Source organism: Flavobacterium sp. GSA192 (assembly GCF_006386525.1).
In the GTDB taxonomy this organism is placed as follows: domain Bacteria; phylum Bacteroidota; class Bacteroidia; order Flavobacteriales; family Flavobacteriaceae; genus Flavobacterium; species Flavobacterium commune.
Genome location: NZ_VAHC01000002.1, coordinates 514459 through 539355 on the forward strand (window position 1 = coordinate 514459; position 24897 = coordinate 539355).

The 24897-nt window shown below is 35.2% G+C and carries 22 protein-coding genes; 7 read left to right on the forward strand and 15 right to left on the reverse strand.

The features are described from left to right. Positions 1-42: 42 nt before the first annotated feature. From frr to FDM27_RS06265, 10 genes are all read right to left on the reverse strand, one after another. Positions 43-606, reverse strand: a complete 564-nt coding sequence (frr, locus tag FDM27_RS06220) for a ribosome recycling factor (protein WP_071184608.1) — start codon at positions 604-606, stop codon at positions 43-45. Between the two features lie 113 nt (positions 607-719). Beyond that, entirely contained in the window at positions 720-1427 is a 708-nt protein-coding gene (gene pyrH / locus FDM27_RS06225; RefSeq protein WP_071184609.1) for a UMP kinase, read from the reverse strand. A 61-nt stretch (positions 1428-1488) separates the two neighbouring features. Continuing rightward, the gene (locus FDM27_RS06230; protein WP_071184610.1) at positions 1489-2274 is read right to left on the reverse strand and encodes a patatin-like phospholipase family protein; all 786 of its coding nucleotides are present in this window, start codon (positions 2272-2274) and stop codon (positions 1489-1491) included. Between the two features lie 91 nt (positions 2275-2365). Then, entirely contained in the window at positions 2366-2917 is a 552-nt protein-coding gene (locus tag FDM27_RS06235) for a hypothetical protein (RefSeq protein WP_140485623.1), read from the reverse strand. A 90-nt stretch (positions 2918-3007) separates the two neighbouring features. Next, positions 3008-3706, reverse strand: a complete 699-nt coding sequence (truB, locus tag FDM27_RS06240; protein WP_140485624.1) for a tRNA pseudouridine(55) synthase TruB — start codon at positions 3704-3706, stop codon at positions 3008-3010. Further along, complete coding sequence (locus FDM27_RS06245) at positions 3706-4491, reverse strand: undecaprenyl-diphosphate phosphatase (protein ID WP_071184613.1); 786 nt, start codon at positions 4489-4491, stop codon at positions 3706-3708. Before FDM27_RS06245 ends, truB begins: the two co-directional genes overlap by 1 nt. Before the next feature lie 103 nt (positions 4492-4594). After that, positions 4595-4831, reverse strand: a complete 237-nt coding sequence (locus FDM27_RS06250) for a DUF3098 domain-containing protein (RefSeq protein WP_071184614.1) — start codon at positions 4829-4831, stop codon at positions 4595-4597. 73 nt (positions 4832-4904) lie between these two features. Further along, complete coding sequence (locus FDM27_RS06255; protein ID WP_140485625.1) at positions 4905-5780, reverse strand: cell division protein FtsX; 876 nt, start codon at positions 5778-5780, stop codon at positions 4905-4907. Positions 5781-5889: 109 nt separating this feature from the next. Next, a complete protein-coding gene (locus FDM27_RS06260) occupies positions 5890-6627 on the reverse strand; it encodes a sulfite exporter TauE/SafE family protein (RefSeq protein WP_071184616.1) in 738 nt (245 codons plus the stop codon). 5 nt (positions 6628-6632) lie between these two features. After that, positions 6633-8018: an alginate export family protein gene (locus FDM27_RS06265; protein WP_140485626.1), complete on the reverse strand. Its 1386-nt coding sequence runs from the start codon at positions 8016-8018 to the stop codon at positions 6633-6635. A gap of 210 nt (positions 8019-8228) precedes the next feature. Here FDM27_RS06265 and FDM27_RS06270 point away from each other — a divergent pair, with 210 nt between their 5' ends. Further along, positions 8229-11267, forward strand: coding sequence for a leucine--tRNA ligase (locus FDM27_RS06270; RefSeq protein WP_140485627.1), 3039 nt, complete (start codon positions 8229-8231; stop codon positions 11265-11267). Between the two features lie 236 nt (positions 11268-11503). Beyond that, positions 11504-12193: a zinc metallopeptidase gene (locus FDM27_RS06275; protein WP_071184618.1), complete on the forward strand. Its 690-nt coding sequence runs from the start codon at positions 11504-11506 to the stop codon at positions 12191-12193. A 105-nt stretch (positions 12194-12298) separates the two neighbouring features. On the opposite strand, the gene FDM27_RS06280 is transcribed toward FDM27_RS06275, so the two are convergent. From FDM27_RS06280 to FDM27_RS06295, 4 genes are all read right to left on the reverse strand, one after another. Continuing rightward, positions 12299-12652 (reverse strand): hypothetical protein, encoded by a 354-nt coding sequence (locus FDM27_RS06280; RefSeq protein WP_140485628.1) that lies wholly within the window; start codon positions 12650-12652, stop codon positions 12299-12301. Between the two features lie 219 nt (positions 12653-12871). Beyond that, complete coding sequence (locus FDM27_RS06285; protein ID WP_071184620.1) at positions 12872-13906, reverse strand: sensor histidine kinase; 1035 nt, start codon at positions 13904-13906, stop codon at positions 12872-12874. A 208-nt stretch (positions 13907-14114) separates the two neighbouring features. After that, positions 14115-14864: a uroporphyrinogen-III synthase gene (locus FDM27_RS06290; RefSeq protein WP_071184621.1), complete on the reverse strand. Its 750-nt coding sequence runs from the start codon at positions 14862-14864 to the stop codon at positions 14115-14117. Positions 14865-14877: 13 nt separating this feature from the next. After that, on the reverse strand, positions 14878-15549 hold the full coding sequence (locus tag FDM27_RS06295; protein WP_071184622.1) for a DUF4271 domain-containing protein: 672 nt from the start codon (positions 15547-15549) through the stop codon (positions 14878-14880). Between the two features lie 226 nt (positions 15550-15775). Here FDM27_RS06295 and FDM27_RS06300 point away from each other — a divergent pair, with 226 nt between their 5' ends. From FDM27_RS06300 to FDM27_RS06310, 3 genes are read left to right on the forward strand one after another with little or no spacing between them, the layout of a single operon-like run. Continuing rightward, positions 15776-16501 carry a polyprenol monophosphomannose synthase gene (locus tag FDM27_RS06300; protein ID WP_071184623.1) on the forward strand — a complete coding sequence of 242 codons (726 nt, stop codon included), beginning with the start codon at positions 15776-15778 and terminating at the stop codon, positions 16499-16501. A 10-nt stretch (positions 16502-16511) separates the two neighbouring features. Then, entirely contained in the window at positions 16512-17852 is a 1341-nt protein-coding gene (locus FDM27_RS06305; RefSeq protein ID WP_071184624.1) for a dihydroorotase, read from the forward strand. Between the two features lie 4 nt (positions 17853-17856). Further along, positions 17857-18405 carry a DUF4296 domain-containing protein gene (locus FDM27_RS06310; protein ID WP_140485629.1) on the forward strand — a complete coding sequence of 183 codons (549 nt, stop codon included), beginning with the start codon at positions 17857-17859 and terminating at the stop codon, positions 18403-18405. On the opposite strand, the gene FDM27_RS06315 is transcribed toward FDM27_RS06310, so the two are convergent. Beyond that, positions 18392-19390, reverse strand: coding sequence for an NAD-dependent epimerase/dehydratase family protein (locus tag FDM27_RS06315; RefSeq protein ID WP_071184625.1), 999 nt, complete (start codon positions 19388-19390; stop codon positions 18392-18394). The genes FDM27_RS06310 and FDM27_RS06315 overlap by 14 nt on opposite strands. A 200-nt stretch (positions 19391-19590) precedes the next feature. On the opposite strand from FDM27_RS06315, the gene tyrS reads away from it, so the two are divergent. Both tyrS and FDM27_RS06325 read left to right on the forward strand, forming a co-directional pair. Beyond that, positions 19591-20883, forward strand: a complete 1293-nt coding sequence (gene tyrS / locus FDM27_RS06320; RefSeq protein ID WP_071184626.1) for a tyrosine--tRNA ligase — start codon at positions 19591-19593, stop codon at positions 20881-20883. A 132-nt stretch (positions 20884-21015) separates the two neighbouring features. Then, on the forward strand, positions 21016-24681 hold the full coding sequence (locus tag FDM27_RS06325; RefSeq protein ID WP_140485630.1) for a hybrid sensor histidine kinase/response regulator transcription factor: 3666 nt from the start codon (positions 21016-21018) through the stop codon (positions 24679-24681). Positions 24682-24897 lie beyond the last annotated feature (216 nt).

Sequence of the window (24897 nt, forward strand, 5' to 3'; positions counted from 1 at the left end):
ATTATTTTTAACAAGACGGATTTTAAATGAGTTTTTCGAAAGTTATACTTTCATTATTTCGGCTTCTTTAGCAGCAAGAAGTTCGTCAATTTTTTTGATATAAGTATTGGTAAGATTTTGAACTTCTTCTTCGGCACTTTTACAAATGTCTTCTGATGTTCCTTCTTTCTCTAATTTTTTGATATCAGTATTGGCTTCTTTTCGAGCATTTCGGATACCAATTTTTGCGTCTTCAGCTTCAGCTTTAGCTTGTTTTGCCAGTTCACGACGACGGTCTTCTGTCAAAGGCGGAACACTAATGATAATGATATCGCCATTGTTCATTGGGTTGAACCCAAGATTAGCAATCATAATGGCTTTTTCAATAGTTTGCAACATATTTTTTTCAAAAGGCTGCAATGTAATGGTTCTGGCATCCGGAGTGCTGATTTTAGCAACCTGATTAAGAGCTGTTGACGAACCATAATAATCTACAAAAACACTTCCTAGCATAGCAGGAGATGCTTTTCCGGCACGAATATTTAGAAATTCTTTTTCAAGGTGTCCTATAGAACCTTCCATTGATTCTTCGGTACTTTCTAATATAAAATCTATTTCTTCAGTCATTTCTTTAATGTTTATAGTTTGTTGTTTATAGCTTGTTTTGTTTTATTGTTCTAATTCAGATGGTGTCTTTTGGAATCTAACTGAACTATAAACAATAAACTCAAAACCATAAACTATATATTAACTACAGTTCCAATATTTTCCCCATCGCAGATTTTTTCCAGATTTCCGCTTTGGTTCATGTCAAAAATAAGTATCGGTAATTTGTTTTCCTGGCTTAATGTAAAAGCAGTTGTGTCCATTACATTTAATCCTTTTTTGATGACATCATCAAACGAAATATAGTCAAATTTTACTGCCGAAGCATTTTTTTCAGGATCTGAATCATATACACCATCTACGCGGGTTCCTTTCAGGATTACGTCGGCATTGATTTCAATTCCACGTAAAACAGCAGCTGTATCAGTAGTAAAATAAGGATTTCCTGTTCCGGCACCAAAGATTACAATTCGACCTTTTTCTAAGTGACGATCGGCTCTTCTTTTGATATAAGGTTCAGCAATAGACTCCATTTTTAAGGCAGTTTGCAAACGCGTTTTCATGCCTTTGTCCTCAAGAGCACCTTGCAAAGCCATTCCGTTAATAACGGTAGCAAGCATTCCCATATAATCTCCTTGCACTCTGTCCATTCCGCTGCTGGCTCCGGCAACTCCTCTAAAGATGTTTCCTCCACCTATTACGATGGCGATTTCTACTCCTTTGGCGTGAACTTTTTTGATTTCTTCAGCATATTCAGCTAATCTTACAGGATCTATTCCATATTGACGATCTCCCATTAAAGCTTCACCGCTTAATTTTAGAAGAATTCTTTTGTATTTCATGTCTTTGTTGCGTTGATTGGTGCAAATATAGGGATATTCTTTTTTTCTGAAATAGGGCAACTTAAATTTTATAGATTTTGTTTTCGTAACTGTATTTTGCCGCCTGATAACCTAAATTGAATATAGTGTCCATCTTGACTTTATTAGTTTCAAAGGTGCTGTAGATGCTGAGTTCTTTAGGTTGAATCATCCAGTCGCAATGATTAAACTTTGTGATATTAGAGTTTTCCGAAAGAATATCAAAAGCTCTGGTGGTGACAGCTCTGATAGAACTTAAATCCTTAGCGGTAATCATATTAATAGGGCTTACATAAACGCCAATAATCATATCAGAGCTGTCTCTTAATAAATCGGTAGGGAAGTGGTTTAAAATACCGCCATCACTATAATGATTGCCGTTAATTTCATAAGGTGAAATAATCCCGGGAAAGGAAGACGAAGAGATAAGGGCATCGACAATTTTAGTTTCAGGTTCAAATATTTTTAATTGTCCTTTGATCATGTCGGTGGCAGTGATTTGTGTTGGAATATTCAAATCAGCCAGAGTTGCATCTTCAAAAACCACCCGGAAATATTCACGAAATGCTTCCGAGTCAATCAAACCTGCCTTAGTAAAGGTTATGTGTTTCCAGTGAAATAAATAAATAGATTTGAAGAATTCTAAGATTTCTTCAGGTGTTTTTCCCCAGGCATACATGGCACCAACGATAGAACCGGCACTGGTTCCCGCAATTTGATTAGGGCGAATGTTTTTTTCTTCTAAAAATTTGATAGCACCCGCATGGGCCAAACCCTTTGTCCCGCCACCCGAAAGCGCTAAGCCAATTGATTTTGAATTTAAGTTCATCTTTTGCAATTTTGATAAAAATACACTTTTTGCTGATTTGGGAGTGATTTTATAAGGAAGAAATTAAAAATATTGGGAGTGATTATTTTTCTTAGTCAGGGTTACTGATTTTGTTTTTAGGTTGCTTGGATTTGAATGAAGAACTGGATATTCCCAAGCTGATGTTTGCAACCTTTTCAGGGCTGTCGAGACTAAAACCGTATTGTGTTAGTTCTATAAAGATAGCAAAGCCATCCGGGCTTTCTATGCCTAGTCCCAGCTTTTTATAATCACTGTGCAGGCTTCCGCGGCCTAAGGCAATGGATTTTCCGTAATCGGTTTGGAGATAAAGGAACATTTCGGGAGTGACTTTGAGGCTTAATTTGAGATTGGCAAATGCAGGAACCACGACCAGTTTTCGGGAGGCTATCCAGTCTACGCCTGTGTTTAAACCGGCAGCAATTGTTCTGTTAAAATGGATGCCTTGTCCAAATTTAAGGCTTAAACCGTTAGGTGTGAACCAATAGGTGTCTTCATCGTCATCGTCTAAGTTGGCTCTCATGGGGGTAGATATACTGAATTGGGTATAAGAGCCTTGATTAAACTGAGCAAAAAGAGGCCAAGAAAAACCAACTGTAATTAGTAAACAAGCTAAGGTTTTCATATATGGATTTTTAAATTATCGATATAGTGTTTCTGTAAACAGATTCCTTGTTCTTATTGTACTAAGTTAAGCAAATTTATAAGGTGGAAATTAGGAATTGGATTTTAAATTATCCTCGAAAAGAGTGATGTCAATGGCATTTTTTACATTATAATCACCAATCTTTGTTCTTCTCAAAACGGTTAAGTGTGAACCAGAATTCAATGCTTTTCCAAAGTCATAAGCCAAAGAACGGATGTAAGTTCCTTTGCTGCAAACTACTCTAAAATCAATTTCAGGTAGTGCAATTCGGGTGATTTCAAATTCGTGAATGGTCGTTTTTCTGCTTGCAATTTCTACCTCTTCTCCGGCACGAGCGTGTTCGTACAAGCGTTTACCATCTTTTTTTATTGCAGAAAAAATAGGTGGTTTTTGATCAATTTCGCCCAAAAAATGTTTCACTGTTTCGTAAATTAAGGCTTCATTAATATGTTCCGTTGGAAAAGTTTCGTCAATTTCGGTTTCTAAATCATAGGATGGAGTAGTGGCTCCAATATAAAAAGTACCGGTGTATTCTTTGGCTTGACCCTGAAGTTCTGCTATTTTCTTAGTGAATTTTCCGGTGCAAATTAATAGCAATCCGGTTGCCAATGGATCGAGAGTTCCTGCATGACCAATTTTGAATTTTTTAGGTAATCCTACTTTGTTGATGAGTAGGTATTTTAATTTATTCACCGCCTGAAATGAACTCCATTTCAAGGGTTTGTCTATCAGTAAAACCTGTCCTTCTAAATATTCTTCGGGTTTCATTAGATAATAGTCAATGGGTGAATAAAATAATGGATAATCAGTAGAATAATTCCTGCTGCAATGCGGTAATAACCAAAAATTTTGAATCCTTTTTTGCTTAGAAAACCAATGAATGATTTAATGGCTAACATGGCCACGATAAAAGCAACAATGTTCCCAATGATTAATATGTTAATTTGGTCTTCGGTCAATACATAACCGTCTTTGTAATAATCGTAGCATTTTTTTACTGTTGCACCTAACATAGTGGGTACCGCCAGGAAAAAAGAGAATTCGGCTGCTGAGGTTCTCGATAAGTTTTGAGACATTCCGCCTACAATAGAAGCGCCACTTCTGGAAACTCCAGGAATCATGGCAAGACATTGGAATAATCCGATTTTGAAAGCTCTTAAATAGCTGATTTCGGTTTCGGTTGAATGGCTAAACCAGTCATCTACTTTTAGCAGAATGATGCCACCCACTAATAACGAAATGGCTACCGTTAACGGATTTTCTAATAAAGCATCTATTTTTTTGCTGAAAAGTAAACCAAAAACTACCGCGGGAATAAAAGCGACCAATAATTTGAAATAAAAATCAAAAGACTGAAAAAAGCGTTTGAAGTAAAGTACCAAAACTGAAAGAATGGCTCCCAATTGGATTACTATAGTGAAAAGTTTGGTGAAATCATCTTGTGCAATTCCGTAAAAAGAAGAAGCAATAATCATGTGTCCTGTTGAAGAAACCGGAAGAAATTCGGTGATTCCTTCGATAATTGCCAAAACAATAGCCTGTAATGTATCCATTATTTAGTGTTCAGTGTTCAGTCCCGTCCCGATTATTCGGAATCAGGATTAGTATTCAGTTTATTAGATTTGCTTTTTGCTGCAAACTAATGCTGCTTACTGTTTACTGTTTTTTAGGGTTTTTTAAAATAGCATAAATTGTAATTCCAAAACCAATTAAAACCGTTGTAGGAGCTAAACGAATTCTTCTAAAGTTAAAAATAGCATCGCTATACACCTTAGGGTCATCACTACCGCCACCGGACATTAATATAAATCCAAGTGCAATTACTCCAATTCCGATTAATAGAATTTTATAATTGATTTTATCGAATAAGAATTCTTGTTTGTCGTCTTTCATGATGTCATTGCGAGGAACTACTTGTCCGCCGTGGCGGAAGCAATCTCTTCCTCATTATTAAGTTAGTTTATGACTAGTATAAATCGTCTGTTCTAAGGTTTAAGAAACGTTGTGTAGCAAAATGGGTGCTTAACCAGGTGATTAAAACTCCAAATCCAAAAACAGCAGCAAAAACCAGTAAAATCAGCACTTTATCATTTAGAATTCCTAAATCAGGGAAGTTAGTTTGTACATAAGATAAAAGTCCTATTAGAGCCAGAATTGCTAAAATAGCTCCCAGCATTCCCAGTTTTACACTTCGCATTACAAAAGGTTTTCTAATAAACGATTTTGTAGCACCTACCATTTGCATGGTTTTAATGATAAAACGATGCGAATATATAGACAAACGAAGCGAACTGTTAATTAATAATACAGCAATAAAAGTTAAAAATCCGCTGATGATTAAAATCCACATACTTACTTTTTTGATATTGTCGTTGACTAAATTCACTAATTGTTTATCGTAAACAATGTCTGAAATCATTGGGTTAGTGCGCAATTGACGTTCTATTTTGGCTACGCTGTCATTTTCTACATAAGCCGCTTTGATGTGAATGTCATAAGAATTTTGTAGCGGATTTTCGCCAAGGAAAGTCAGGAAATCTTCACCAATAATATCGGTGTGTTGTTTTGCAGCGGCATCTTTGCTGACATAAACAATCTTTTTTGCGTAAGCTGCTCTTTTTAATTCAGTGCCAAAATTTTTCAAAATTGTATCATTGGCTTCATTTTTAAAGAATACCGTCATGGCAATTTTTTCTTTAAAATTGTCAGCTAATCTTTTAGAATTGATAATAAAAAGTCCTAATGTTCCCAGTAAAAATAAAACTAAGGAAATACTTAAAACTACCGAAAAATAAGAGGAAATTAACCTGCGTTTTTGAAACTTATCAAATGAAGAACTCATAGTTTACTTTAATTTGCGGTAAAAATAATAAAGAATTTCTTTATTTGAAGTTAATAACGTTCAAAGTTTCGATTTTCTTGTCATAAAGAACGGCTTTTTAAAATATTTTTCAGGTAAAAAGTAATTTTAAGCCTGCAATTGTTAATCCAACTGCTAAAAGATATTTTAGTGTTTTGGAGTTGAATTTTTGGCTTCCAAAATAAGAGCCTAATAATCCCCCTATAATTGTAGCAATAACCGCTATTTGTAAATCGGGTGTGAGGTTAAAACCTCCTTTTTGAATTTGACCATAAAGTCCCGAAAGCGAATTGACAAAAATGAATAATGCCGAAACAGCTGCGGTTTCTTTTAGTTTTGACCAACGCATTAAAAGCATCAAAGGACTAAGGATGATGCCTCCGCCAATGCCTAAAAGTCCGGAAAGAAGTCCTATGCTACCACCTGAAAAAAGTCCTGCCCACAGAGGAATTTCCCGATTGGGTTCGTTTTTTTCTTCAAATTGATAGACTAATCTAATAATTGAAATAAAGATACAAATGCCTAATATTTTTTTATAAATAGCATCCGGTAAACTCATAGTTCCTCCCAAAAAAGCCATGGGAATACTAGCAATTACAAATGGAAGAAATAATTTTAATCGAAAAACCCCAGCTCTGTAAAAACCAATAAAAGAGAATAAGGATACTGCTAAATTCATCACTAATGCCGATTGTTTCATCATAGCAGGAGCTACGCCAGCTATTGCCATGATAGCCAGATAACCACTGGCACCACCGTGACCTACAGCCGAATAGACAAATGCAACTAATACTAATAAAAACAGTAGTAAAATAGGGGTGTAATCCATGAAGATTATTTTTTAAAACTAAACAATTCCGGTTTAAAAGTAATCATAACGTAGCTCCAAACCGGAATGATGTTGCTGTTTCCTGCTTTAAGTGTTTCCATGCTTTTTTTGGCTGTCATATAAGAGAATCCAAAATCAATCATTGTAAATGAGTTGCATTTGTAATGGATTGACAAATCGTTTTCAAAACCTAAGTAAGGATTAATTGTATTGCCCAAATCGTTTTTAGTCTTGTTGGACAAATAGAATAAGTGAAAATCAGAACGTAAGTTCACTTTTTTATTCAAATCATAAATAAAGAATAAATACGGATTAAACAATCCGCCGTTTTTTACATCGGTAGGAAAAGCAGTAAAATAATCCATATTTCCCATAAATCGCCATGCCACACCATAAAGAGGTACAAACGATTTTGAGAATTCGCTTGTTTTTTCGGAATTCTCGCCACTTACAAATTCGGCTCCTAAACGGCTGGTGAGTTTGTTTGTTTTCAGTTGGATTTCGGGTTGGAAATAATAGGCAGAAATACGATTACCTGTTTGCAATTGTCCGTATTGATAATATCCGCTGAGCGTTACATATAAATTGCCTTTTTCAAAATCCAGTCGTCCTCCCGAAGTTCCGCGGGTGTATAAGGTATTGGTATTTGTTTTACTCTGATAACTATCAGCAGCATTGATTGTGGTCAGGCTAAAATGTTCGTTGAGTTTTGCTTTTAGATAATGAACATTGAGCAATTTGTAATTGGTAAATGTGGTTGGAGAAAAATCAGTGTAAAAAATGCGTTCGGCTGTTTGATTAAAAGAAGTTATCAATTCCGAATGAATGTTACTGTTGTTAAAGATAAAATTAATTCCGTCATGTGCTCTGGCAGCCTGACTCCAGTTGGCAGCCGAAAAAAGTCTTCCATTGTCTAATTCTACTTTTTGGCGGCCCATTCGAACCAAAAACTGCTCGTTAATATTGGCATCTACATAGGCTTCAAAAACATTTAGTGAACCCGATGTTGAAGTTTGGCCGTATTGTCCCCAAACTCTCAAATCCTGAATAGAAGTATGAAATTTGAATTTGGGTTGGCTGTAATTAAAATACAATCGGCTTCTTTGAGTTGTAAAAAAAGCGGCTTTAGAATCGGCTGTTCTCAATTGTTTGTATCCATCACGATATTCAGTTCTGGGTCTGAATTCTAAACCAATGTTAAATTCTTTGTTCTCCGGATTTTTGTTTTGATTTACAATTGGAAGTGCCATTATTGAATCGGCCTCTCTTTGTGTAATGAGTTTTTTTTGAAGTAATAAATTGGTAATGGCTGAGTTGTTTTGTGCTGCTGTTTTTTCAAAAGCGAAAAAGCTTAGAATAGTAAGAAAGCAGAGCAGAGCCGTTTTTTTCATAGAAAGTTGTTTGTGCAAAATGCTTTTTAAACAGATTGCAAAAATAAGTATTCTTACTTAGCATTTGATCAGTTGTTGATTTATTTCTTCTTTTCAAGAAATAACTTTGGTGCAATGTGCAATAAACGTAAATTTGCCACTCAATTTTTTTGTAACCCATTCAGGGTTCAAAACCCTGAATGGGTTTAATTTAAAATTAAAATAAAAGGAATGAAATACAATCCGAACGAAATTGAAGCCAAATGGCAAAAATACTGGGCTGATAACAAAACTTTTGCAGCATCCAATACTTCCGAAAAACCAAAACATTACGTTTTAGATATGTTTCCTTATCCTTCGGGAGCGGGATTGCACGTGGGGCATCCGCTGGGTTATATTGCTTCGGATGTGTATTCTCGTTTCAAAAGACATCAGGGTTTTAATGTGTTGCACCCAATGGGTTATGATAGTTTTGGATTGCCTGCTGAGCAATATGCCATTCAGACTGGTCAGCGTCCGGAAGATACTACCCGCGTGAATATTGACGGTGGTGTGGATAAAGAAGGAAGCCAAATTGCGGGTTACCGTAAACAATTAGACAAAATAGGATTTTCATTTGATTGGGATAGAGAAGTTAGAACTTCAAATCCTGATTATTACAAACATACCCAGTGGATTTTTATCCAATTATTCAATTCCTGGTATAATAAAGATTCAGATAAAGCAGAGGATATTTCGACTTTGATTGCCCTTTTCGAAAAAGAAGGAAATGCTAATGTCAATGCGGTTTGTGATGATAATATCGAAGGTTTTTCGGCTGCTGAATGGAATGCTTTCGCAAAAGAACAACAGGAAAAAATCTTGTTACAATATAGACTGACTTATTTGGCTGAAACCGAAGTAAACTGGTGTCCAGGCTTAGGAACTGTTTTAGCTAATGACGAAATCATCAATGGAGTTTCAGAACGAGGAGGGTATCCGGTAGTTCGTAAAAAAATGACCCAATGGAGCATGCGTATTTCGGCTTACGCTGAGCGTTTGTTGCAAGGTTTGAATGATATTGACTGGAGTGAAAGTATCAAAGAAAGTCAGAGAAACTGGATTGGGAAGTCGGTAGGAGCGATGGTAGATTTCAGACTGCAGAATTCAGAAAGCAGTATTTCAGTATTTACAACCAGACCTGATACTATTTTCGGAGTGACGTTTATGACTTTAGCACCGGAACACGAATTGGTAGTTCAAATTACCACCCCTGAACAAAAAGCAGCAGTTGAAGCATATATCGAAAAAACAGCAAAACGTTCCGAAAGAGAGCGTATGGCTGATGTAAAAACCATTTCAGGAGTATTTACAGGAGCTTATGCCGAGCATCCGTTTACCAAAGAAGCGATTCCGGTTTGGATTGGGGATTATGTTTTGGCCGGTTACGGAACAGGTGCTGTAATGGCGGTTCCTTGTGGGGATGAAAGAGATTATGCTTTTGCCAATTTCTTCAAAGGTGAAAACGGAATGCCGGAAATCAAAAATATTGTTGATAAAGATATTTCGGAAGGGGCGTATGGAGGAAAAGAAGGATTTCAATTAGTGAATTCTGATTTCTTAAATGGCATGGGTTACAAAGATGGAACCCAGAAAGTAATTGCCGAATTGGAGAAAATAAATCAAGGTTACGGTAAGGTAAATTACCGTTTGCGTGATGCGGTTTTCTCCCGTCAAAGATATTGGGGAGAACCATTTCCGGTGTATTATGTGAATGGTTTGCCGCAGATGATTGATGCGCAACATTTGCCAATTATTTTGCCGGAAGTTGAGAAATATTTACCAACCGAAGACGGATTGCCTCCATTAGGAAACGCTGCGGTTTGGGCTTGGGACACAGTTCAGAATGCAGTGGTGAATACTGATTTAGTTGATAATAAAACTATTTTTCCATTAGAATTGAACACCATGCCAGGTTGGGCGGGAAGTTCATGGTACTGGATGCGTTATATGGATGCAGCTAATGAAAACGAATTTGCCGGTGCAGCCGCATTGAAATATTGGGAATCTGTGGATTTATACATTGGTGGAAGCGAACACGCAACCGGACATTTATTGTATTCCCGTTTTTGGAACAAATTCTTAAAAGACAAAGGTTTTGCTCCAACAGAAGAACCATTCAAAAAACTGATTAATCAGGGAATGATTTTGGGACAAAGTGCTTTTGTATATAGAGTAGCTTTTTCTTATGGAATTGTATCCGAAGATAATAATGAGACAATTGAAATCTTAAACAAGATTCCAACTGTTTTTATATCCTATGATGTATTAAAGAAAAACGATCAAGTTTTAAATGGGTTGTTGGGAACTATTACATTGAAGGATGAGGTTATTGGAATTATTAAAGAAAGAACACAATTATCAGATGAATTTTTAAAGAATTTAGTTCCTTTTATTAGTGGTATCCATGTTGACTTAGCTGTGATTAATGATTCTACAAATGAATTGAATATCGAAGCTTTTAAAAAACATCCATTATATTCTGATTATAAAGATGCTGAATTCATCAGAGAAGAAAGTGGAAAATACATTGTTGGTCGTGAAATCGAAAAAATGTCGAAATCCAAATACAATGTGGTAACTCCAGATGCTATTTGTAACGAATACGGTGCGGATACTTTGCGTTTGTACGAAATGTTTTTAGGGCCATTGGAACAGGCAAAACCATGGAATACGGCAGGAATTTCGGGAGTTTTTGGGTTCCTTAAAAAACTATGGAGATTGTATTTTGACGAAAGCGGTTTAATCGTAAACAACGACGAACCAACCAAAGACAACTTAAAATCGTTACACAAAACCATCAAGAAAGTTTCAGAAGATATTGAGAGTTTCTCTTTCAATACTTCGGTTTCCCAGTTTATGATTTGTGTGAATGAGTTGTCAACGCAAAATTGTCATTCAAGAGCAATTTTAGAACCATTGGCAATTGTGATTTCTTCTTATGCACCTCATATTGCTGAAGAATTATGGAGTGCTTTGGGACATGAAGGTTCGATTGCGACTGTGGCTTTCCCTAAATTCGAACCAGCTCATTTGGTAGAATCTGATAAAGAATATCCGGTTTCTTTCAACGGAAAAATGCGTTTTACGATTAATTTGCCTTTGGATTTAACTAAAGAACAGATTGAGGAAATCGTTATGAAAGACGAAAGAACCCAAAAACAATTAGACGGTAGAACACCAAACAAGGTGATTATTGTTCCGGGGAAAATCATTAACCTTGTGGGGTAATTTTAATTCCAATATCAATTTCAATCGTCAATGATTAAGTTGAAATAAGTAAATTCCAAAATCCAAATTCCAATTGTCACACTGAGCTTGTCGAAGTGTAATTGGAGTTTGGATTTTTTTTTGAAATTGATTTTTGAAATTGTAATTTTTTTAACAGCTGTCAAAATGACATTTTTGTAAATTGGTTTAGAATTTGAGGTTTACTTTTAAAATTTGAAACAAAAATATAAAAAGATATGGGAAGTGGTTATTTAATTCTGGCGGGAGCAATTATGTTGTTCAGTTGGTTAGTGAGTTCAAGACTGAAGAGCAAGTTTGAACATTATTCACAATTGCATTTGCAAAATAATATGAGCGGTGCTGAGATTGCGCAGAAAATGTTATCGGATAACGGAATTTATGATGTACGTGTGATTTCGACTGAGGGGCAATTAACCGATCATTACAATCCGGTGGATAAAACGGTTAATTTAAGCGAGTCGGTGTATAATCAGCGCAATGCTGCGGCTGCGGCTGTAGCGGCACACGAATGCGGTCACGCGGTGCAACATGCCGTGGGTTATGAGTGGTTGACAATGCGTTCTAAATTGGTTCCATTTGTCAATGTGGCTTCTTCGTATATGCAATGGATTTTGCTGGCGGGAATTCTGATGCTGAAGACCTTTCCGGGATTGCTGTTAATTGGTATTATCCTGTTTGCGGCTACTACCTTGTTTTCGATTGTTACTTTGCCGGTGGAATACGATGCCAGTAATCGTGCTTTGGCCTGGCTAAAAAACAAAAACATGCTTAATCCGGCGGAATATGCGGGAGCAGAAGATTCATTGAAATGGGCGGCTCGTACTTATGTCGTGGCAGCTTTGGGTTCTATTGCTACCTTGTTGTATTATTTGTCTATTTATCTAGGAGGAAACAGGAGAAATTAAAAAAAATAAAAATCCAAAAACAAAAATTCCAAAATCCAATAACACTTCGATAAACTCAGTGTGACAATTGGAATTTGGAATTTTTTTATTAAATATTTTGGGCTGTTATTGCGGCATGTTTTGTTGTTGCCATTGTACTAAAACCGCAACTTGCTCATTAGTTAAAGCCGGTTTTTTATTCACAGGGGGCATAAATTTACGGTCGTCTTGAGGTAATTTTACACGGGCAATTATAGCTGCGATATGTTCTTTTACCTGTTCGTAGTTTTCAAATGGTTCTTTACGTCCTTGAGGTGGCATGTGGCATGGTGTACAGCTGTTAGTGATAATAGGTTTCACATCGGCGGTGTAGCTTATTTTTTTAGCTTCTACATAGTCTTTTCCTTTTTTGGCAGAACTACAGTTTGCCATTAACATGGATAATGGAATGATAAGGGCAATTAATTGGTTTCTTTTCATGATTTTTTATTTCAGTTGTTGGTCAAAAATAGTAAAAAAAGGATTCGAGTATTAAATGTCGATTTGTTTTCAGAATATTCGGTTTTAAGTGTGCTGCGAATCACGCCAATTGGGATTAATCTTGTCCGATTTGGATTATGACTATTGTGAGAATTGCTGTGATTGAGATACGCTTTAATTCGTGTTTGTTAGTGCAATTCGTGATGGAAACTCTCTGATTTATTTTTGATTGGGTAAATAAACAGTAAAAGTAGTACCGATATTTTCGGTGCTTTCAAATTTAATATGCCCTCCCAGTTTTTCAATGCCATATCTAAGAGTGTAGAGCCCAATTCCGTTTCCGCTGGATTGCGTGGTTGCCCGATAAAATAATTTAAAAATGTTTTTTTGTAAGGCTGCAATTATTCCTATCCCGTTATCTGCAACTGTAATTGTAGTAGTGTTGTCTTCTTTTTTTAAAACATCGATTTTTATGAAGGAATCGTTTTGAGTTTCCTTTCTGTACTTTATAGCATTGTCGATAAGGTTTTGGAATAGAGAAATAATGATGAGTTTGTCAAAATAAAAATCAGTTATGGGGTCTATGTTTTCTTCAAATCGAATAGTGTTGTAACCCGGCATATAGGCCAGTGTTTTTTTGACCTCAGGGATTATTTTTTTGAAATCGATTAATTCTAAATGGGTGTTTCCTTTTTGAATCCTTAGTGTTTTATTAATTTGCTCCAATGTGCTCATTAGTTTTTGGATGTTTTCCTGAACTAATTCGAAGTACATTTTTAATTCGTCAGAATCGTTAGGTTCGTTAAGAGCCAGGTCGGTAATTCCTAATATGCTTGCCATTGGACTATTGACATCGTGCGTTATCTTGTAGGAGAATAATTCTAAGGCACTTATAGTGTCTTTTAATTCGGTTATGTTTGAAGCCGTAACACCAATTCCGTCGCCTACTTTAAACACTTTGAGTCTGTTTAGTTGGTTGCCGTAATTGGGATGACTTAAGCTATCTTCGATAACTATGGGAGTTCCTGTTCTAATTACTTCGAGGTATTTGTCATACAGGCCTCTTTCTCTTATGTCTGGTGAGATGTCGAGAATGTTTTTGCCAATGATTTTGTTATAGTCGATATGGTAAAATTTAAGCAGGCTGTCGTTGATGTCAATGACGTTGAGGTCTTTGTCAAATACAATAAAATGCAATTCGGAATTATTAAAGAATTCGGAACGAAGATTTTTAATTTCGTTTTCGCCTATCATGTGGTATTAGGTTTTGTGTCAGGAAAAAGGCTTTTTTAAATAAATAGCAACAGTTTTTGTCTTATCGCTTATGGCAAAATAAGCTTTTTTAATATAAAAATAAAGAGATTGCTGTTTTTTTTTTGTTGTTTTAGCTTCCTGTAAATAAGTATAAAAAAAAAGCCGTCCCGATATTTTCGGGACGGCTAGAAGTATATGATTTAGGAGATTATTTCCCTTTGTTGGCTTCAATAACGTATTTTTCTAATGCCATAGTCATTGATGGTGTTCCCGGAGCGGGAGCCATAATGTCAACTCTTAATCCGTGATCGAGTGCTTCCTTTTGAGTGGTACTTCCAAAAACAGCAATTCGGGTGTTGTTTTGTTGGAAATCCGGGAAGTTTTTAAACAAGGATTTGATTCCTGTTGGGCTAAAAAACGCCAGGACATCATAATAAACATCCGCTAAATCCGATAAATCACTCATTACTGTTTTGTAAAAAGTAGCTTGTTTCCAATCCACTTTTAAATTGTCTAATACTATAGGAGCTTCTGCGTTCAATTGGTCTGAAGCAGGTAATAAGAATTTTTCGTCCTTGTATTTTTTGATTAAAGGCGATAAGTCGGCAAAATCTTTTGCGCCAACATATATTTTTCTTTTTCTGTAAACCACATATTTCTGCAGGTAGAAAGCTACTGCTTCTGACTGACAAAAATATTTTAAACCTTCAGGAACTTTAAAGCGCATTTCTTCGGCCACTCTAAAAAAGTGGTCAACAGCATTTCTACTGGTTAAAATAATAGCAGAAAAATTGTTGAGGTCAATTTTTTGAAGTCTAATTTCTTTGGCACTAACTCCTTCTATGTGGATAAAAGGGCGGAAATCAATTTTGATTTTATGTTTTTGTTGGAGTTCAAAGTAAGGCGAATTCTCTACTTTAGGCTCTGGTTGCGATACCAAAATTGTTTTGACTTTCATATTTTAACATTTTCTAAGCGCTCCCTCTTGTAAACAAATAATACATGAAAAAATAGGGAGCTATTTCGAGAGTGCAAAGATATAAAATAAAATAAAACAACTTACTGAATATTACACTTTGATATTTTTTTATTGAAAGAGAATAAGTCAGTATGCTAAGCAAGAGGATTATGCTGATAATTACAATAGGAATGTTTTGAGAAACAGTATTATAATAATATAAAATAATGTTTACAGGCAGGATAATAATTCCAATATAGGTTCGGTAAGTGATTTTTTGCAGGTTAAATTGCTCCATAAATTCCTCGATATTAAAGGTGGTGGCAATAATTTTTTCGACCAAATACTTTGATAAAATAAAAAAGCTCAGAAAAGTGATGATTTGGATGTATAAAATCCAATCGGTTTTTGAAGCATAACCAAAAATACTCAGGGAAATTTGGATAAAAAAGGCAAAAGAAATTACCTGAACAAAAAATAAAGAGATAGTAAAACTGCTTTTTAGCTGGCTGCTATCGCGATACACTTTGGAATATTTATCCGAAAAAAAAAGATTGATAAAATCGCTAAATCGATTTCCGTAAACTGATTTAGTGATGGCAATAATGCCAAAGGCAAGAACAAAAAGAAAAGTTGCCCAGTCTTTGTTCTCCGTGATTCTCGGATGTAAGAGGTATTCTGTCATAGCGATAGCAAAATTAGTGAAATTTTATATCAATATTTTGTCAAGGCATTGGCATTTAAAAATTTTTGCCACAAATAAGCACAAATTATTCTTGTTTGATGCCCGTGCAATATGAAAATAGTGCATTACAATTGAATTATATTGAAAATACAATCGGTATTATTATAATATTATTATGAATCAAATGGCATAAAAAGGTTATTTTTGCGATGAAATTTTTAGAAATATGAATAATTGCATTGTTATAATTCCTACCTATAACGAAATTGAAAATGTAGAAAGTATCATAAGAGCGGTGCTCTCCCAACACAAACATTTTCATGTGCTTATAGTGGACGATAATTCTCCGGATCATACTGCTGATAAGGTTAGATTGTTGCAAACGGAATTTGAAGGGCGTTTATTTTTAGAAAACAGAAAAGAAAAATCAGGATTAGGAACGGCTTATGTACACGGATTTAAGTGGGCATTGGCTAATAATTATGAGTTTATTTTTGAAATGGATGCCGATTTTTCACACAATCCTAATGATTTAGAAAAATTATACAATGCCTGCCATTTTGGTGATGCTGATTTGGCTATCGGTTCGCGTTATGTTACAGGTGTTAATGTGGTGAACTGGCCATTAAACAGGGTGTTGCTTTCTTATTTTGCTTCGGTTTATGTTCGAATGATTACCGGAATGCAAATTCACGATGCTACAGCTGGTTTTGTGTGTTACAAACGCGAAGTTTTAGAAAAAATAAACCTGGATAAAATAAAATTTGTGGGTTACGCTTTTCAAATAGAAATGAAATACCGCACTTTTAGCCATAATTTTAAAATTACCGAAGTGCCTATTATTTTTACCGACCGTACTAAAGGGCAGTCAAAAATGAGTAATTCAATAATAGTAGAAGCGGTATTTGGAGTTATTTCTCTTCGATTAAAAAAATTAATAAATAGATTATAAAAAAAAGACAATGAACAGGGTTTTAATTAAGAATGCCAAAATAGTAAATGAAGGAGTAATTTTTGAAGGCGATGTTTTAATTGAGAATGACTTAATTGTTGAAATTTCAGAAAGCATTAGTGCAAAATCATCCGATTGTAAAATTATTGATGCCGAAGGGAATTACTTAATTCCGGGAGCTATCGACGATCAGGTGCATTTTAGAGAACCGGGTTTAACTCACAAAGGCGATATTGAATCAGAATCAAGAGCTGCTGTTGCGGGCGGAATTACTTCGTATATCGAACAGCCCAATACGGTTCCTAATGCAGTGACTCAGGAAATTTTAGAAGAAAAATACCAGTTGGCTGCCGAGAAATCCTATGCGAATTATTCGTTTATGATGGGGGCAACTAATGACAATTTAGAAGAAGTTTTAAAAACCAATCCAAAAAATGTTGCCGGAATCAAGATATTTTTAGGTTCTTCAACCGGAAATATGTTAGTGGATAACGAAGCTACACTTGAAAAAATATTCTCAAGTACGCCAATGTTGATTGCGGTTCACTGTGAAGACGAAGCGACTATTAGAGCCAATTCAGAAAAATATAAAGAAGAATACGGAGAAGATGTTCCGGTTACGGCGCATCATTTAATAAGAAGTGAAGAAGCTTGTTATTTGTCTTCTTCAAAAGCCATTGCTTTGGCTAAGAAAACAGGTGCGCGTTTGCATATTTTTCATCTTTCAACTGCTAAAGAAATGGATTTGTTTACCAATAAAATCCCATTGGAAGAAAAGAAAATTACGGCTGAAGTTTGTGTACATCATTTATGGTTTACCAATGATGATTATGCTACCAAAGGCAATTTTATCAAATGGAATCCGGCAGTTAAAACCGCTAATGACAGGGACGCTTTGTGGAAAGCCTTGTTAGATGACCGAATCGATGTTATTGCAACGGATCATGCGCCGCATACACTGGAAGAAAAAAAACAATCCTATTTAAAAGCACCATCAGGAGGGCCGCTGGTACAACACGCAGTTGTGGCTATGTTTGAAGCTTTTCATCAGGGAAAAATTAGCGTGGAGAAAATTGTGGAGAAAATGTGTCACAATCCGGCTAAGATTTTCAAGATTGAAAAACGCGGTTTTATTAAAGAAGGTTATTATGCCGACTTAGTAATAGTAAATGCAGGTTTGCCTTGGGGAGTTAAAAAAGAGAATATCTTTGCTAAATGCGGATGGTCTCCGTTTGAAGGATTTACTTTTAAATCCAGAATTACACATACTTTTGTAAACGGACAGCTAGTGTACAATGCTTTTAAAGTAAAAAACATCCGAGCTGGAAAAAGATTGTCATTTGATCGATAAGACCATGAAAAAAGCGGTATTTTTTTTAATGATAATGATGTCATTTATTGGCTGTAAGGAAGAGACGGTAAAAGAACCGGATCGTCTTATAGACAAGGAAGTGATGCAAAATATTATTTATGATTTGTCGCTTTTGGATGCGATAAAATACAACGAACCTGCTACGACCGAAAATTATAAAGTCAATCCAAAAGAGTTTATTTATAAAAAATATAAAATAGACAGTGCGCAATTTGCACAAAATAACATTTATTACGCATCAAATTTTGAAGAGTACAAAGAGATGTATGATAATGTGATTAAGCGAATTGACAGTAAAAAAGCAGTTATTGATGCTGTTCTTAAAAAAGAAGCAAAAAGAGATTCTTTGATTGCTAAAAAGAAAGAATTGGATTCGATTAAAAAGGCTAAAAAAGTAATTTTGGCTAAGAAGAAAGATTCGTTACAAAAAATTAAGAAAAAAGACAGCCTGCTTTTGTTGAAGAAAAAACCAAAAACAGTTACGCCAACAATAAAATCAAAAGTAATTAAAAACGGAGTTAGGATTGATTAACTGCAAATTTCTCTTCGATGTATTGATGTACATCTAAAAAAGAAGTGTTTAATGTGTTTTTAATTTTGTTATTTGAATATTCGGTTTTGCTAATAAAAGAGCGAATAGCATCTTTAGATAAATTATTTGTTTTTTTAGAAAACAGACTAAGAATCCATTGTAATCTCCACGTTATTTCCAGAATAAAAGACTTGGCTTCAATGCTGGGTCTTTTTACTTTAAGGCTGTCGGCAATGGTGTTGAAAAGGGCTTTAAAACCAATATTTTCAGCAATCAGAATATAGCGTTCGTTGCAAATACTGCTTTGCATCAATTGGTACATAATTCGTACTACATCATCTACACTCACAAAACCGCTGTTTCCGGAGGTGTAAAATGGCAAACCGTCGGCTATTTTTTGTATCAACTGTCCGCTGCCCTGTTTTGGAAATCCGGGACCAATAATAACGCCCGGATTAACAATGATGACATTTAAGCCTTCTTGCTGACCACGCCAAATTTCCATTTCGGCACCATATTTAGAAATAGCATAATCGCTATGGTGTCTCTCCGGATTCCACTCAGTTTCTTCGGTGACAATACTTTCGTGTGAAGCTAAATCACCAAGTGCAGCAATGGAACTAACATAACATAGTTTTTGAACTTCTTTGGCAATACAGAAATTGACAATATTAGCAGTGCCTTCAATATTGGTTTTGCGCAATTGTTTTTCGTCTTTTGGGTCAAACGAAATAACGGCAGCACAATGATAAACTCTTGTAATATCTACAAAGGCATGTTCTAATGAAGGAATATCAAGAATATCTGCCTGAACCCATTCGATAGCATCAAACAAAGCGGATTTGTTATAATGTAGGAATAAGGATTTTGTTTTTTGGATATTGCTTTTTTTGCGGTAAATAGCACGGACTTTTTCTCCATTCTCTAATAAATGAAGTAATAAATGTGCACCCACTAAACCGGTTCCTCCTGTAACTAAAATCATTTTGTAAATGTAATAAAATCAATTTCAATGGCAATTTCAAAAATCAATTTCAATTTTAAAGTTTTGTCGAATATTTCTATGGTTATTATGATTGATTTTTTATTGTTATTGTCATTGAAATTGATTTTTGCCATTGATTCATTATATTTGCGCACTCGAAGCCCAAAGGGCTGAACTGACGACGTAAATTGATTAAAAACATGAAGAATTTTATTGAAGAAGTAACTTGGAGAGGAATGCTCCACGATGTTATGCCAGGCACCGAAGAACATTTGATGGAACAAATGCGTGTGGCGTATGTGGGGATTGACCCAACTGCAGATTCATTACATATAGGACATTTAGTAGGCGTGATGTTGCTGAAACATTTTCAGTTGTCCGGACACAAACCATTAGCATTGGTGGGTGGTGCCACAGGAATGATTGGAGATCCATCAGGGAAATCAAACGAAAGAAATTTATTAGACGAAATCACTTTGCGTCACAATCAGGAAGCGATAAAAGGACAATTGGCTCGTTTCTTAGATTTTACTTCCGATGCTCCAAATGCTGCCGAGTTAGTAAATAACTACGATTGGATGAAGAATTTCTCTTTTCTGGATTTCATTCGTGATGTGGGTAAACACATTACTGTCAACTATATGATGGCTAAAGATTCGGTAAAGAAACGTTTGTCATCCGAATCGGCTGAAGGAATGTCATTTACTGAGTTTACATACCAATTGGTTCAGGGTTACGATTTCTTGCATTTGTACAGAGATAAAAGCTGTACGCTGCAAATGGGAGGAAGTGACCAGTGGGGAAATATCACAACCGGAACCGAATTAGTACGCAGAATTGCCAGTGGAAAAGCTTATGCCTTGACTTGTCCATTAATTACAAAAGCGGACGGAACTAAATTTGGTAAATCCGAAGGAGGAAATATCTGGCTGGATGCTGCCAGAACTTCACCTTATAAATTCTACCAATATTGGTTGAATACTTCTGATATTGATGCTGAAAAGTATATTAAGATCTTTACTTTTTTATCGAAAGAGGAAATCGAAGATTTAACAGTACAGCACAGAGAAGCACCGCATTTACGTGTGTTGCAAAAAAAGTTGGCCGAAGAAATTACAATTATGGTTCACTCAGCCGAAGATTTAGAAAATGCCATTAAAGCTTCGAATATTCTTTTTGGAAACTCGAATGCTGAGGATTTAAAACAATTAGATGCAGCTACTTTCTTAGAAGTTTTTGATGGAGTGCCTCAGGCAGAAATCGCTAAAGCGGATATAGAAGCCGGATTAGATATTGTGACTGTTTTAAATGAAAAGACAGGATTTATGAAATCTAATGGAGAAGCAAGACGTGCTTTGACTGCTAATTCTATTTCGGTAAACAGAGAAAAAGTAAAAGAAGATTTTGTCCTTTCGACAAAAGATTTAATCAATGACCAATTTGTGTTATTGCAAAGCGGAAAGAAAAATTATTTTGTGGTTAGAGTAGTTTAATCATTCAACAAACAATAAATAAAGTGATTTTCTTTTTAGGGAATTACATTAAAAATCCAAAAGCCTGATAATATTGTTATCAGGTTTTTGTGTTTTAAGAACCGTTATCTATTTTTGAATTTTACTATCAGTATGAAAAATCAACAAGTTTGGTCTTACGTAGTTTCTTTTTTTGTGGTTTCTCTCCTGTCTTTATCAGGATTGAAAGCCCAAAATCTTTTTTTCGAAAAAATTTCCGGTCGTGAAGCAAACCCAGTTACTCAAATACATGGTATTGCTAAGGATTCTGTGGGTTATATCTGGATTGGGAGCTGGAATGGCGCTTACCGATACGACGGAAAAACATTCGACTTTTTTTATCACAACCCAAAAGATAAGACTTCGTTACCTAATAATCGAATACGCAATATTGTTTCCGACAAAAAATTAGGGCTTTGGTTTTTTACCTTCGATAGAAAATACGTGCGATTTAATTATCAGTTAAATTCGTTTAAAATTGTTGCTACTTATAAAGTACCTAAGATTATAATTGAGAGGCTTAACAATAAATCCAGTGAGTTAAATAAAAACCGGATTGTAAATGGGAAAAGCTATTATTTATCCTCACATCAATTTACTTCTCAGGATGTAAAATCAGGCGAAGAATATCGTTATACGGCTAATATCAATCGTCCGGGGCAATTATTGGATGATTATATCACTGATTTTTTTATTGATGATGAAAATATTATCTGGCTGGGAACCAGAGGTGGTGATGTATATAAGGCAAATCCAAACAGGAATCCTTTTGAATTGCATTACAGCTATAGGAAGGATAGTGAAAACACCAAATTAGCTACTGTTAAAGGCATTTTAAAAGTAGATGATAAAATATGGCTGGCTACTGATGAAGGAATATTAATCTACAAAAACAAGGGTTTAGATTATAATCATCCTTTTTATAAATCAAATAGCCAAATTAAGAATGCGCGTAGTTTTTTGAAGGACAATAAGGGCAGAATTTGGATAGGTGGTATTAACGGATTAGAGTGTTATGATCCTAAAACCAATCAATGTAAGTTTATTATCAATAGGGCTTTAAGCCCAAATTTAGAAATTTGGTCTGTTTATGCCTTAGAAGCATCCGGGAATAATTTGTGGGTTGGTTTGTACAATGGTATTGCCCGTATCAATTTAGCCAACGATAAAATCAGCTATTATGATTTAGCGGCTACTGTCCATAATGGTAGTGTTATGGATGTTTTATCTGTTAATGGTCGTGAACTTTGGTTAGCAACTGAGGGAAGCGGGGTTATCCGATTAAAAATAAATAGTCAGGGAAAAATATATGATAAATTAGCATTGAATACTTTTGATAAGCATCTTAAGAATAAGATTTCAGGAAATATAATTTATGCTTTGCATAGAGACAAACGAGGAGCAATTTGGGTTGGTTCCAGCGAAGGATTGAATAAAATTTACACGAATACAAATCCGATGCGAATTGAAAAAATACAATTGCAATCGGAAAGTCCTAATATCTATATTTCGTCTATAACTGATGATGTCAAAGGAAATCTTTGGATTGCCCATAAACAGGGACTTTCGATGATTGATATTGGAACGAATAAAATTTCCAATTATAGGAGAGAAGATCAGTTTGGGTCATGGACTTTTTCAGAAAGAGCTTTTTATAAGGATGTAGCCAATCAGAAACTCTATTTTGGGGATAAAAACGGCTATCTTTCTTTTAGTCCAAAAGAAATCAAAACGAATTCAGTTAATGATAAATTGATTTTCAAAACCTTGTATTTATCGAATGAAAAAGTAATTCCGATGGAAACAATTAATGATCAAATTGTTTTGGAGCAGGATTTATCGCAAACCCAATCGATTCAGTTGGATTATGAAAACAGAAGTTTTGCAATTGAATTTGCTTCCCTAAATTTCAACAGAACCAATAAGGAAGTTTATGAGTACATGCTCGAAGGTTATGAGGACAAGTGGATCAAAACCAGCAGCAGCAAAATAACTTATAACAAAGTGCCGCCGGGGGATTATGTTTTTAAGGCGCGCATCGTTTCACTTAATGACAGCAAATCGCCAATACAAACTTTGGAAGTAAATGTTAGTGCGCCCTGGTATGCTACCTGGTATGCTAAATTCATTTTCGTGGGATTGATTGTAGCGGCTGTGTATTGGGTTTTTAAATCGATGTTGTATCGTGACCGATTGAAAAACGAAATCAAATTAGAAAGACTAAATGCCGAGAAAAAGGAAGAGTTAAACAGGGAAAAATTAGAATTTTTTACCAACATTTCCCACGATTTGAAAACACCTTTAACGCTGATTGTTGATCCGTTAAAACAATTGGAAAACAAGAGTTTGTCGGCTAAGGACAAGGCATTATATTTTTCGATAATCAATAGGAATTTAAGTTATTTAACTAAGCTGATTCATCAAATATTAGATTTTAGAAAATCGGAAATAGGTAAATTAAAGCTGAAACCTTCTACGCAGGATTTCAATGTATTTATAGAAGAATGTTATAATACCTTTAAGTACATAGCGATGAAGCGTAATATCGATTTTAAATTACAGCTTGAAAAAGGGCCATTGTATTGCGATTTGGATTTCGAAAAAACAGAGCAGATTATCATTAATGTTTTGTCTAACGCTTTAAAATACACACCGGATGGAGGAGTTGTTTGCTTTTCGGCATATTTGAATAAAGAAAAAAAAGCCTTAGAAATTAGTATCGAAGACAATGGTATTGGAATCGAAGCTAAAGAATTAGAAAAAATATTCGAACCCTTCAATAATATAGGGCCGAGTCCTTTTCATGGTTATTCTTCGGGAATTGGTTTGTCGTTAACCCAAAGTTTGGTTCAGTTTTTAAGCGGAACAATTGCTGTGGAAAGTTTGGTAAGTCAGGGAACAAAAGTCCTGATTATGTTGCCTTATGTCGCTTCTCAACAAATGCCGGTTGTCAAAATTAAAGAAGAATCTGTTGATGATGCAGTAACGTATGCAATTCCAAAGGAAATGCCAACCACAGGCTTGGAGACCAACAAACTCAAGGTACTTATTGTTGAGGACAATCCGGATGTTCAGGCGTATTTAAGTAATGAGTTCCAAAAAGAATATGTTTTAATTCAGGAGTACAACGGAAAAAAAGGATTAGAAGCCGCTATCCAATACATTCCTGATATTATTATTTCGGATGTTATGATGCCTGAGATGGAAGGGACAGAACTGGTTAAGGAGCTCAAAGCAAACGAAAATACATGTCATATTCCGGTTATTCTATTAACAGCAAAAGGTTCTGATGAAAATCAGATTGAAGGTTACGAATTAGGAGCCGAAGCTTATGTGATGAAACCTTTTAGTGTGGAAGTTTTAAAAGCACAGCTAAAAAGTGTTTTAGAAAATCGTATGATTTTGCTCAACCGACTTTCGGGAATCAAGGATATCAAACAACTTCAGGAAGAATCGCCTAGCTTAGACAAGGTTTTTCTGGGTAAAATGGTTGAGCTGATCAGTAGTCGTATTGAAGAAGCAGATTTTAATTCTGATGTCTTAGCACAGGAATTAAACATCAGCCAAAGACAGTTGTATCGAAAAATAAAGGCAGTTAGTGGTTGTACCGTGCACGAGTTTATTACAAAAGTAAAGATGGATCATGCCGAAGCCCTGCTTAAAAACTCCAATCTTAGTATTTCCGAAATTGCATACAAAGTAGGTTTTTCTGAACCTTCTAATTTCTCCAGAACTTTTTCTAAGCATTTTGGCTGTAGTCCTTCGCAATATCTAAAATAAATTGTAGGCAATAGTTTTAAGCTTATCATTACTATTTAGTTTTCAGGTTCTAAAAATAATTACCGCAAATTCGCAAATTTTTAATAATCTGCGAATCTGTGGTAAAATTTATTTTCCAAAGTTTAGGTTTTGAATTTGTAGTTTCGTGGTTTCAGTTTGTCAAATTCAAAATAAAATTATTCTTGTTACTTATTGTTTTTCGTCGTATCCACTAGT

What these genes read in the sequence shown, in the direction of transcription:
- FDM27_RS06285 (WP_071184620.1), bottom strand. Translation starts at nt 13,906, where the DNA reads ATGATAGGCGAAAACGAAATTAAAAATCTTCGTTCCGAATTCTTTAAT.
- FDM27_RS06295 (WP_071184622.1), bottom strand. Translation starts at nt 15,549, where the DNA reads ATGACAGAATACCTCTTACATCCGAGAATCACGGAGAACAAAGACTGG.
- FDM27_RS06310 (WP_140485629.1), top strand. Translation starts at nt 17,857, where the DNA reads ATGAAAAAAGCGGTATTTTTTTTAATGATAATGATGTCATTTATTGGC.
- FDM27_RS06325 (WP_140485630.1), top strand. Translation starts at nt 21,016, where the DNA reads ATGAAAAATCAACAAGTTTGGTCTTACGTAGTTTCTTTTTTTGTGGTT.
- pyrH (WP_071184609.1), bottom strand. Translation starts at nt 1,427, where the DNA reads ATGAAATACAAAAGAATTCTTCTAAAATTAAGCGGTGAAGCTTTAATG.
- FDM27_RS06235 (WP_140485623.1), bottom strand. Translation starts at nt 2,917, where the DNA reads ATGAAAACCTTAGCTTGTTTACTAATTACAGTTGGTTTTTCTTGGCCT.
- frr (WP_071184608.1), bottom strand. Translation starts at nt 606, where the DNA reads ATGACTGAAGAAATAGATTTTATATTAGAAAGTACCGAAGAATCAATG.
- FDM27_RS06290 (WP_071184621.1), bottom strand. Translation starts at nt 14,864, where the DNA reads ATGAAAGTCAAAACAATTTTGGTATCGCAACCAGAGCCTAAAGTAGAG.
- FDM27_RS06245 (WP_071184613.1), bottom strand. Translation starts at nt 4,491, where the DNA reads ATGGATACATTACAGGCTATTGTTTTGGCAATTATCGAAGGAATCACC.
- tyrS (WP_071184626.1), top strand. Translation starts at nt 19,591, where the DNA reads ATGAAGAATTTTATTGAAGAAGTAACTTGGAGAGGAATGCTCCACGAT.
- FDM27_RS06250 (WP_071184614.1), bottom strand. Translation starts at nt 4,831, where the DNA reads ATGAAAGACGACAAACAAGAATTCTTATTCGATAAAATCAATTATAAA.
- FDM27_RS06300 (WP_071184623.1), top strand. Translation starts at nt 15,776, where the DNA reads ATGAATAATTGCATTGTTATAATTCCTACCTATAACGAAATTGAAAAT.
- FDM27_RS06280 (WP_140485628.1), bottom strand. Translation starts at nt 12,652, where the DNA reads ATGAAAAGAAACCAATTAATTGCCCTTATCATTCCATTATCCATGTTA.
- FDM27_RS06305 (WP_071184624.1), top strand. Translation starts at nt 16,512, where the DNA reads ATGAACAGGGTTTTAATTAAGAATGCCAAAATAGTAAATGAAGGAGTA.
- FDM27_RS06255 (WP_140485625.1), bottom strand. Translation starts at nt 5,780, where the DNA reads ATGAGTTCTTCATTTGATAAGTTTCAAAAACGCAGGTTAATTTCCTCT.
- FDM27_RS06315 (WP_071184625.1), bottom strand. Translation starts at nt 19,390, where the DNA reads ATGATTTTAGTTACAGGAGGAACCGGTTTAGTGGGTGCACATTTATTA.
- truB (WP_140485624.1), bottom strand. Translation starts at nt 3,706, where the DNA reads ATGAAACCCGAAGAATATTTAGAAGGACAGGTTTTACTGATAGACAAA.
- FDM27_RS06270 (WP_140485627.1), top strand. Translation starts at nt 8,229, where the DNA reads ATGAAATACAATCCGAACGAAATTGAAGCCAAATGGCAAAAATACTGG.
- FDM27_RS06230 (WP_071184610.1), bottom strand. Translation starts at nt 2,274, where the DNA reads ATGAACTTAAATTCAAAATCAATTGGCTTAGCGCTTTCGGGTGGCGGG.
- FDM27_RS06265 (WP_140485626.1), bottom strand. Translation starts at nt 8,018, where the DNA reads ATGAAAAAAACGGCTCTGCTCTGCTTTCTTACTATTCTAAGCTTTTTC.
- FDM27_RS06275 (WP_071184618.1), top strand. Translation starts at nt 11,504, where the DNA reads ATGGGAAGTGGTTATTTAATTCTGGCGGGAGCAATTATGTTGTTCAGT.
- FDM27_RS06260 (WP_071184616.1), bottom strand. Translation starts at nt 6,627, where the DNA reads ATGGATTACACCCCTATTTTACTACTGTTTTTATTAGTATTAGTTGCA.